Source organism: Humibacillus sp. DSM 29435 (assembly GCF_001758225.1).
GTDB lineage: Bacteria > Actinomycetota > Actinomycetes > Actinomycetales > Dermatophilaceae > DSM-29435.
In genome coordinates, this window is record NZ_MAST01000026.1 from 34,502 (window position 1) to 44,204 (window position 9,703).

General features: G+C 71.6%; 7 protein-coding genes. 1 reads left to right on the forward strand and 6 read right to left on the reverse strand.

Features of this window, described 5'->3' with window-relative positions; genetic code table 11:
• Window positions 1-120 precede the first annotated feature (120 nt).
• From BA895_RS15340 to BA895_RS15360, 5 genes are read right to left on the reverse strand one after another with little or no spacing between them, the layout of a single operon-like run.
• Window positions 121-705 carry a hypothetical protein gene (locus BA895_RS15340; RefSeq protein ID WP_254666496.1) on the reverse strand — a complete coding sequence of 195 codons (585 nt, stop codon included), beginning with the start codon at window positions 703-705 and terminating at the stop codon, window positions 121-123.
• A 4-nt stretch (window positions 706-709) separates the two neighbouring features.
• Complete coding sequence (locus BA895_RS15345; RefSeq protein ID WP_254666497.1) at window positions 710-2,026, reverse strand: DUF58 domain-containing protein; 1,317 nt, start codon at window positions 2,024-2,026, stop codon at window positions 710-712.
• 5 nt (window positions 2,027-2,031) lie between these two features.
• Complete coding sequence (locus BA895_RS15350) at window positions 2,032-3,045, reverse strand: MoxR family ATPase (protein ID WP_070192769.1); 1,014 nt, start codon at window positions 3,043-3,045, stop codon at window positions 2,032-2,034.
• Complete coding sequence (locus tag BA895_RS15355) at window positions 3,039-3,587, reverse strand: hypothetical protein (RefSeq protein ID WP_070192770.1); 549 nt, start codon at window positions 3,585-3,587, stop codon at window positions 3,039-3,041. Before BA895_RS15355 ends, BA895_RS15350 begins: the two co-directional genes overlap by 7 nt.
• Window positions 3,584-4,315 carry a DUF4129 domain-containing protein gene (locus BA895_RS15360; RefSeq protein WP_070192771.1) on the reverse strand — a complete coding sequence of 244 codons (732 nt, stop codon included), beginning with the start codon at window positions 4,313-4,315 and terminating at the stop codon, window positions 3,584-3,586. The genes BA895_RS15355 and BA895_RS15360 overlap by 4 nt, the downstream gene beginning before the upstream one ends.
• Window positions 4,316-4,385: 70 nt before the next feature.
• Here BA895_RS15360 and BA895_RS15365 point away from each other — a divergent pair, with 70 nt between their 5' ends.
• Complete coding sequence (locus BA895_RS15365; RefSeq protein WP_139142697.1) at window positions 4,386-6,824, forward strand: hypothetical protein; 2,439 nt, start codon at window positions 4,386-4,388, stop codon at window positions 6,822-6,824.
• On the opposite strand, the gene valS is transcribed toward BA895_RS15365, so the two are convergent.
• Window positions 6,821-9,499 carry a valine--tRNA ligase gene (gene valS, locus BA895_RS15370; RefSeq protein WP_070192773.1) on the reverse strand — a complete coding sequence of 893 codons (2,679 nt, stop codon included), beginning with the start codon at window positions 9,497-9,499 and terminating at the stop codon, window positions 6,821-6,823. The genes BA895_RS15365 and valS overlap by 4 nt on opposite strands.
• Between the last annotated feature and the right edge of the window lie 204 nt (window positions 9,500-9,703).

Below are 9,703 nucleotides of genomic sequence, written 5' to 3' on the forward strand. Positions count from 1 at the left end.
CTTGCTCTCGCTGGCCAGGACCACATGGAACGAAACTGTTTCGTTCCATGCAAGCGTACGTCGCTGTCAGCTGGTTCGCAACCGAACCCTTGAGATCTCAACGGTCGGTGGGGCGATCGGTCAGTCGCGGGGGCGGGGCGGGTTGGTCCGGGCCAGCCACAGGCCGGCCGCCACACCGACCAGGCCGATCGCGTACGCCACCGGGCTGGGCCCGAGATTGCGACCCGACAGCACGGCGGCTCCGGCCGCCATCACGACGGCCGCCGACAGGGCGACCAGATGTGCTCGGAGCCGTCGTCGCAGCTGGTTCCGGCTGAACCGCGCGGTCGGTGGGGCGGTGGCACTCAGCGACGCCGCTGAGTGTGAGAGCAGCAGACCGGCCGCCGCCGGGAGGCTCCACCAGGTGAAGCTCCCGGCGGGCACCAGGATGAACCAGCCGTAGAGCAGCACCCCCATGACGCCCAGCGAGAGCCCGGAGCCGGCGAACGACATCGTGGTGGCCGGCACGACGAGGAGCAGCCAGCAGGCGCCGGGAAACCCGCCTGCCGCAACGTTCAGGGCGGCGAGGTACATGCCCACGCCCAGGGTGTTGGCCGCGGTCAGCGCCAGCTGGTGCGACGACCACTCGGGGCCGGTGCCGAAGCGGAGCGTTCGGGTCTTGGTGGCCACGGGGGTGCTCATCGAGACGGGCGGTCGCTCTGACATCAGCTCACCGCCTGACCAGACGTGGCGCGGCCGACCGTCTGGCCACGTCACGCAGCACGTGGTCGAGCGACCCGGGACCTCGCCACGGCACGACCGGCACCCCGCGGGCGATCAGGCTCGACACCTGCGCCTCGCGCGAGAGCAGGCGCACCCGCCAGGCGAGCGACTGGTAGGCGTTCTGGGGGTTGTCGACCAGGTGGGGCGGGAAGGTGTCGACGAGCACCACCGTCAGCCCCCGCGCTGCAAGGCGGTGGGACAGCTCGACCATGGACGGGTCGATGAGGGGGGTGAGTACGAGGCACAGCGCCATGGGGTCGATGCCGCGGATGGCGCGTTCCCCCTCGTCGCGTCGCTCGGTCGCCGGCGCGATCGAGGCCAGCAGGTCGAGCACTCGCCGCAGGTGGCCGGTTCCCGACCCGATGGGCAGGAGCGGCACGTCGGCCGCTCCCACGGTGCGCAGGGTCAGCCGGTCGCCCGAGCGCAGGAAGTGCTCCGCGATGGCGCCGGCCGCGCGCACCGTGACATCGAGGCTCGTCGGCCGCCCGTCGATACCCTCCCGGGGGCCGAGATCGCTGTAGGCGTCGAGCAGCACGAACACGTGGGCGTCCTCGTCGGTGTACGTCGAGGTGACGTGCAGCCGACCCGTGCGCATCGAGACCGGCCAGTGGATGCGGCGCAGCCGGTCGCCCGGGTGAAACTCGCGGATGGTGTTGAACTCGCTGCCCGAGCCTGGCCTCGAGCTGCGGTTCTGCCCCACGACACCGCGTGGATGCGGTGTGGGCGCGGTGGTGTCGAAAGCAGCGGGCACCGGAAGGGTCTCGGTCGACAGGTCGGGCAGGTCGACGGGCCCGACCCGGAACGCATCCCAGGTGCTGGTGAGCGAGAGGCTCACGGTGCCGACCTGGCGTCGGCCCCACCGGGTGGTGCGTACGGCGATCGCGGCTCGTCCGTCTTCCATCATGACGGTGCCGGTGGAGGGCCGGCGCTCGACCCACGGGGCCAGGGCCAGGGTGGCCACCCCCTCGAGGTCGTCACCCATCGGCTCGGCCCGCACCACGATGGTGCTCGCCTCGCCTTCCCGCAACGTGGTCGTCGCGATCTCGGCGGTACCGGTCGACTCCACGCGCGGGCGGGCGAGCTGGCCCCATGCCGCGGCGACCGCCAACGGCGCGACGATGACGAGCAGGTCGGCGCGCCGGCCGATCACGGCGGCCACGGCGGCCGCGGCCGAGAGCACCAGGGCTCGCACGTGGGCCGCGGTCGGCTGCCACGCACCGAGCGCGCGGCTTGACCGCTTCTGGCGTCGTGAGGGCACCAACACGCGGCTCAGCCTCCCGCCGTCTGCCCCGGGTGGGCCCGACGTTCAGCCGATGACGGGCTCTCGCGCGCCGCCGGGGCCGGAACCGTTCGCAGGATCGCGTCGACGACGGCCGAGCCGCTGACGTTGCTCATCCACAGCTCGGGCTTGACGGTGATCCGGTGGGCCAGCACCGGACGGGCGACGGCCTTGACGTCCTCGGGCAGCACGTAGTCGCGGCCGTCGACCACGGCGTAGGCGCGTGAGCAGAGCAGTAGGCCGAGGGACCCGCGTGGGGAGGCGCCCATGAGCACGTCACTGTGCGTTCGGCTCGCCGCCGCGAGCGCCACGCAGTAGCGTCCGACCGACTCGTCGACCACCGTCGCCTCGATGGCCTGCTGCATCTCCAGCAGCTCCTCGCCCGTGACGACGGTGGTGAGGGTCTGCTCCTCCTGCTGGCGCCGCATCCGCCCGGCGAGGATCTGCCACTCCTGCTCGAGGCTGGGGTAGCCGAACGAGACCCGCATCAGGAAACGGTCGAGCTGGGCCTCCGGCAGGGGGTAGGTGCCTTCGTACTCGACGGGGTTGGCCGTCGCGAGCACGTGGAAGGGCTGGGGGAGGGGAAAGGTGCGGCCCTCGACGGTGACCTGCTTCTCCTGCATGGCCTCGAGCAACGCCGCCTGCGTCTTGGGTGGGGTGCGGTTGATCTCGTCGGCGAGCACGAGCCCGGCGAAGATCGGGCCGGCGCGGAACTCGAACTCACCGACGCGCTGGTCGTAGACGAACGAACCGGTGATGTCGCCGGGCAGCAGGTCGGGCGTGAACTGGGCCCGCTTGAAGGTCAGGCCCAGGGTCTGCGCGAAGCTGCGGGCGGCGAGGGTCTTGCCGAGGCCGGGAAAGTCCTCCATGAGCACATGGCCCCCGGCGAGGATGCCGGAGAGCACGAGTCGCATCGACTCGCGCTTGCCCACGACGGCCTTCTCCACCTCGTCGAGAATCGCGTTCGCGTTCGCGCTGACCTGTCGAAGATCCATCGTCACCATGACTCGATTCGTTGCAGGATGCCGTCCAGCTGCGCGGGGCGGTAGAGGTCGGGCGGGGGAAGGCTGACGATGAAGTCCCACAGCGCGGGAGGCATGACGCCCTCGCTCCAGCGCGGTTCCTCCTCGATGACCAGCCCGTGCTTGGCGAAGAGTCGTTCGCGGATGATCTGGCTCAGCTGCAGGTGCAGGTCGCGCACCAGGGCCTCCCGGCCCTCCGACCGGGCGTTGGCGCCCTCGAGCCGGGTGGCGAGGCTGGTGACCCTGAAGTCGTTGCCGCGTGAGCCGGCTCCGAGATGTCCGTCGACGAGCGGCCAGACCGTGAGGTGGTTCGCGGCCGTGTGGTCGACCACGAACCACGTCAACGAGAACAGGGAGGCGAGCACGACGAAGAAGATGGGCACCGAGGGTGACAGCCCCAGCACCTGTGCCCCGAGAAGCCCCACGAGCCACACGGTCGCCAGGGTGACGAGGCGTCGGCGCCACGGACGGACGGCGGCCACCACGTCGGCCAGACCGAGGGCGCGGGCGAGACCCCGGCTCATGAGGGTGCACCCGACCCGTCTGGCACAGTGGCCTCCCGCTGTGCCCGTGCGACGCGTTCGAGGTCGGCGTGGAGCACGGCGAGGTCGTCGATGGCACGGCGGCGATGCCCCTCGTCGAGCGGGTGCACCGAGAACCGGGCCTCCCGGTAGAGGGCGGCCAGGTCACCGAGCCGGGCCGGGTCGACCTCCCAGACGCCGATGACCCGCGCCGTGTACTCGGTCGAGGTCTCGGCTCGGTCACGAGGCAGGCCGGTCTCGCCGGCCGCCCGTTCGAGGTCGAGCCACGCTGCGACGATCGCGTTGCGCGGCTCCCCGGTCTCGAGCAGCTCGAGCCGCTTCCGGGCCCCGCCGAGCAGCTCGTCGGGAACCGGTGGGGCCGCAAAGGTCGCCTCGGTGTGGCTGGTCAGCGACGGGCGACGGAACGCGCTGCGGATGGCCGCCACGATGAGGCTGATGATGAGCACGGCGACCGCCACGCCCAGCACGGCGAGCAGCACCCCGAAGATGGCGCTGAGGCTCGAGGTGCCCTGGGCGGGGCCGGTCGAGGAGGTGGTCGTCGTGGAAGGCGTCGGCAGCGGCGGCAACGTCAGCGCCGGCGCCCGCGAGGCCGCATCGGTGTTGACGGGGCGGCTGACGATCACGAGCGGGGCCCCCAGCGAGGCGATCAGCAGCGCCGCCGCGACGAGCACGCCGAGCACAGTGGTGACGATCACCCCCCGTCGTGACATGACGACACCCTAATCCAGCGCCCATCTCGCGTACCGCTCCAATTCACCTTCGGCAGGTACTGTGCCCAGCGTGCGGATCCGTCTTCTGTGGGGCGTGCTGGCGGTGACCACAGCAATCGCGTCGACGGGCTGGGCAGGTGGTGTGCCTCTCCTGCTCGTGGGCGGCTACTGGGCGGCGTGGGCCTGGGGCGTGGTCGGGCCCGGCATCCTCGTGCACCGGTGGGTGCGTGGACGGCCGACGACGTTGGTCGGCGACCTGGCGCTGGGGGCCTGCACCGGGCTGGTGCTCCAGCTGGCGGCCTGGGCGGCGATGACGGCGCTGGGCTGGCAGAGTCACCTGGTCTGGTGGCCGGCGCTCGTCATGCTGCTCTTCGCCTCGGTGCCGCGGCTGCGACGACACTTCTCGGTGCGACCGTACGAGCAGCGGGTCCCCACGGGAGCGGCGGCGCTGGGCCTGGGCGGGTTCGTCGTGGCCCTGCACGGTGTCGCCGGGTCGTTCGGCAGTGCGGCCCTGCCACCCAGGGCGATGGCCTGGTACCAGGACGACCTGTGGAACCTCGGCAACGTGGCCGAGCTGATGCGAACCGTCTCGCCGCAGGTGGCGCAGGTGGCCGGTCGGCCGTTCTACTACCACTGGTTCAGCGACGCCCACCTCGCGGCCATGAGCCTCACGACCTCGATCGACCCGGTGACGGTCGTCGGCCGGCTCTGGGCGCCACCGTTGCTGTTGCTCACCGTCGGTGTCACCATGGCCGTCGGTCACCGGCTGTCAGGGTCGGCCTGGGTCGGTGCGGCAGCGGCCTTCTGCTTCGCAGTGGCTCCCGGCATCGAGGTCTCGGGGTGGTTCATGCCTTCGGGCGCCTCGGCGGAGGCGGTGAACAGCCCGTCGCAGGTCTTTGCGGTTCCCCTGACCCTGTTGACGATCGACCTGCTGGTGAGCACGATGCGGCGACGAGAGCCAGCCCGCACCTGGCTGCTGCTCACGGCAGCGCTGGTCGCTTGTGCGGGGGCGAAGAGCTCGGTGCTGCCGGTGCTCGTCGGAGGCCTCACGCTGGCCAGCCTCGTCGCTCTGATCGCGGCCCGACACCGTCTGCGAGCGGCCCTCACGAGCGTTGTCCTCGCCCTCGCCGTAGTGCTGCTCACCCAGGCCCGGCTGGCCGGGGGGCAGAACGGTTCGACCCTGCAGCTGTTCGCGACCCTGAAGGCAGCCCGCCCCTGGAGGCTCGTGCAGGACGCTTCGGCCGCGTCCGGCGGTGCGCTCGCAGGTTTCGGCGAGAACGGGACCGGCCGGGTGCTGGCCCTGCTCGTCGTGGCGTACCTGGTCAGCTACGTCTGGCTGTTCGCGGGCGTCGGTGCCCTCCGGCGCACCGACCCGACCGGCTGGTTCCTGCTCGGCACCGGGCTGGCCGGCCTGCTGGGGCTGCTGACGATCCGGCATCCGGCCTACTCACAGATCTACTTCCTCAAGATCGGGATCGTGGCCTGGCAGCTGTTGGCCCTCTGGGGCTACCGCCGGTCGCTCGAGACGTCACGTGACCGCGCCGGCGGCAGGGCGACGCTGCGGTTTGCGATCGGTGGTGCCGTGTTGGGCGCGCTGCTGCTGGCCCTGGCTCGCTGGGCCGGGGGGCCGGCGCCGTCGGTTCCGCCGGTGTCCGCCGTGAGTGCTTCGCTGCAGCGGTCGCTGCTGGTGGCGACGGTCGTGCTGGTGGCCGCGGGGGCTGCCCTGCTCGTCGCGCGGCGACGATCGGGCCAGGGCGCGTTTGCACTGGTCGTGGTCGGCGTCGCGTCGGCCGGGCTCTCGGCCGCTCTGGTCGTACCCGCCGGCCGGGTGGCTGCCTCGTTCGGAGTCGGCGGGGCCCCTGCTCTCGTCATGGCCGGGCTGGCCCTGGCGGCCGCCGCCCTGCTCACGACCGCCCCATGGGGTAGGAGCCGAGTCGCAACCGTGTCGGTCGCAGTAGGAGCCCTCATAGCCGTGACGTGTGCCGTGGCCGTCGCCACGCCGAGGGTCGCTATCGGCAAGCCCGCGGTGGCCACCCCCACCGACCCGAACCTGGTGACGACCGACGAGGTGGCAGCCGCACGCTGGCTGGGCCAGCACGCCAGACCGTTCGACGTCGTCGCGACGAACGTGCACTGCCTGCCGACCCCCACCGCCCCGAGCTGCGACGCTCGGGCCTTCTGGGTCAGTGGCCTCACCGGGCGACGGGTGCTGGTCGAGGGGTGGGGGTACACGGATGCCGCCCAGGCCGCCAATGGTCGCGGTGGCCTGCGCTTCTTCCGTCAGCCGTTCGACGACCCGGCGCTGCTGGCCCTCAACGACGGGATCTTCACCGAGCCGACCCCCGAGAAGGCCAGCAAGCTGTACGCCCTCGAGGTGCGATGGCTCTTCGCCGACCGACGGGCCGGTCCGGTCTCGCCCGGCCTTTCCGGGGTGGCCTCGCCGCAGTTTCGGTCCGGGCCGGTCGCGGTCTACCGACTGACGGCGCCTGTCGCGAACCTCGCTCGCTAGTCGGTCTTCTTCGGAACCGGCACCAGCACGGCGTCACGCACCTCGAGGGTTTCGGCGTCGGCATAGGTCAGGTCGGTGATGTGCCCGCTGGCGCGCAGGTCGGCCTCGGACGCCCGCACGTGGTGGAGCGCGGCCGGGGGCCCGGCGAGGGTCATGGTGGCCACCTCCGCGCGCATGCCGACCTTGGCCTCCGACTTCGCCCGGCGCACCCCGGCCAGCGCGGTCCCGACCGCAGTGAGCAGCGTGGGGTCACCGCCGGAGGGCAGCTCGGAGGCCACCGGCCACGCCTGTCGGTGCACCGACGACGCGTCACCGAACCATGACCAGACCTCCTCGGTCACGTACGGCAAGAACGGGGCCAGCAACCGCAGGAGGGTCTCGAGGGCGAGGCGCAGCGCGGCCCGCGCGCTCGCGGCGGCGGCTTCACCCTGGCCTCCGTAGGCGCGGTGCTTGACCAGCTCGAGGTAGTCGTCGCAGAAGGTCCAGAAGAAGGTCTCGGTGGTCTCGAGCGAACGCGTGTAGTCCCACGCCTCGAAGCCGGCCGTCGCCTTGTCGACCACGTCGCCGAGAGCGGCCAGCATGGCGAGGTCGAGCGGGTTCGTCACGGCCGCAGCGAGCTCGGCGCGGGCCGAGCTGTCGACCTCACCGAAACCGAGCGCGAACTTGCTGGCGTTGAGCACCTTGATCGCGAGCCGCCGGCCGACCTTCATCTGGCCGGTGTCGTAGGCCGCGTCGGTGCCGAGGCGCCCGGATGCCGCCCAGTACCGCACCGCGTCGGCGCCGCTGGCCACGACGACGTCCTCGGGCGTCTCGGCGTTGCCCTTGCTCTTGCTCATCTTCTTGCGGTCGGGGTCAAGGATCCAGCCGCTGATGGCCGCGTTGCGCCACGGGGCGGTTCCGTGCTCGAAGTGGGCGCGCACCACCGTGGCGAAGAGCCAGGTGCGGATGATGTCGTGGCCCTGGGGGCGCAGGTCCATCGGGAAGATGGCCTCGAACAGCTCGGCGTCAGAGCGCAGGCCGCCATCCGCGACCGGCCAGCCGGTCGCGATCTGCGGCGAGAGCGACGACGTGGCCCAGGTGTCCATGACGTCGGGGTCGGCGGCGAACCCGCCTGGCACACCGCGCTGCTCAGCACGGTAGCCCTGCGGCACGTCGGTCTGCGGGTCGACCGGCAGCGCCGACTCGGGGGCGGTGATCGGGTGGTCGTGGTCGATCTCGCCGTCGGCGTCGAGGGGGTACCAGACGGGGAAGGGCACGCCGAAGAAGCGCTGCCGGGAGACCAGCCAGTCGCCGTTGAGGCCATCGACCCAGTTGGTGTAGCGCGAGCGCATGAAGGCCGGGTGGAAGTCGACCTCGCCGCCGCGGGCCACGAGGGCGGCCCGCAGGTCGGCGTCGCGGCCGCCGTTGCGGATGTACCACTGGCGTGAGGTGACGATCTCGAGGGGCTTGTCGCCCTTCTCGTAGAAGTTGGCCTTGCGCTGGGTCTTGACCGGTTCACCGCCCAAGTCACCCGACTCGCGCAGCGCACTCACCACGGCCTCGCGCGCACTGAAGGTGGTCTTCGTGGCGAGCTCAGCGGCATACAGGCTCTCGCCCGGCCCGCCGACGAGCCACTCGGGGGTCTCGGCCTGCAGGCGCCCGTTGCGGGTGATGACCGATCGGATCGGCAGCTGCAGCTCACGCCACCAGATCACGTCGGTGAGGTCACCGAAGGTGCAGCACATGGCGATGCCGGCGCCCTTGTCGATCTCGGCGAGGCGGTGGGCCACCACCGGCACCTCGACCCCGAAGAGGGGCGAGGTGACCGTGCTGCCGAAGATCGGCTGGTAGCGCTCGTCGTCGGGGTGGGCGATGAGGGCCACCACCGACGGGATGAGCTCGGGGCGGGTCGTCTCGATGAAGATCGGCTCAGCGTCGGTGCCGTCGGTGCCGTCGGTGCGGTGGAAGGCGACCCGGTGGTAGGCACCGGGGTAGTCGCGCGCCTCGAGCTCGGCCTGGGCGACGGCCGTCTGGAAGGTGACGTCCCAAAGGCCCGGGGCCTCGCTCTGGTAGGCCTCACCGCGGGCGAGGTTGCGCAGGAAGGCCTGCTGGGCCACCGCGCGCGACCGCTCGTCGATGGTGCGGTAGGAGATGTCCCAGTCGAGGGAGAACCCGAGCCGGCGGAAGAGCGACTCGAAGGTCACCTCGTCGGCGGCCGTGAGCTCGTCGCACAGCTCGATGAAGTTCTTACGGCTGATCGGCACCTGGTCGAAGGCCTTGACCGCCTTGCCGTTCGCGTCGACGCCCTCGGTGAACGGTGGCCGGAAGCCGTCGACGTAGGGGAGGCTGGCGTCGCCGCGCACCCCGTAGAAGTTCTGCACCCGCCGCTCGGTGGGCAGACCGTTGTCGTCCCAGCCGATCGGGTAGAAGACCTCGAGCCCCTGCATCCGCTTGTACCGGGCCATGCAGTCGGTGTGGGTGTAGCTGAAGACGTGACCGACGTGCAGGCTGCCGGATGCCGTGGGCGGCGGGGTGTCGATGGCGAACACCTGGTCGCGAGGCAGCGACAGGGCGCGGGCCCGGTCGAAGCGGTAGGTGCCCTGCTCGGCCCAGACCCGCATCCACTTCTCCTCCAGGCCGTCGAGCGTGGGCCGCTCGGGGATCCGTGAGGTCGAGGTCGCGGGTGCGTCAGTCATGCGATCGATCCTTCCATGCGCGCGGGGGTGCGCTCGACCGAGTTCTCACGGTCGGCGGGCGGTCGGGGCAGCCGGCCGTGGGGATCGGACCGTGGCGGGGTTGGTGAGGGTGGGGGCGGGATCTGGCCGCGGGGATCGGACCGTGGCGGGGTTGGTGCGGGTGGGGGCGGGATCTGGCCGCGGGGATCGGACCGTGGCGGGGGT

Coding starts and splice junctions, on each gene's coding strand:
- BA895_RS15340 (WP_254666496.1), bottom strand. CDS start 705: ATGTCAGAGCGACCGCCCGTCTCGATGAGCACCCCCGTGGCCACCAAG.
- BA895_RS15350 (WP_070192769.1), bottom strand. CDS start 3,045: ATGGTGACGATGGATCTTCGACAGGTCAGCGCGAACGCGAACGCGATT.
- BA895_RS15355 (WP_070192770.1), bottom strand. CDS start 3,587: ATGAGCCGGGGTCTCGCCCGCGCCCTCGGTCTGGCCGACGTGGTGGCC.
- BA895_RS15360 (WP_070192771.1), bottom strand. CDS start 4,315: ATGTCACGACGGGGGGTGATCGTCACCACTGTGCTCGGCGTGCTCGTC.
- valS (WP_070192773.1), bottom strand. CDS start 9,499: ATGACTGACGCACCCGCGACCTCGACCTCACGGATCCCCGAGCGGCCC.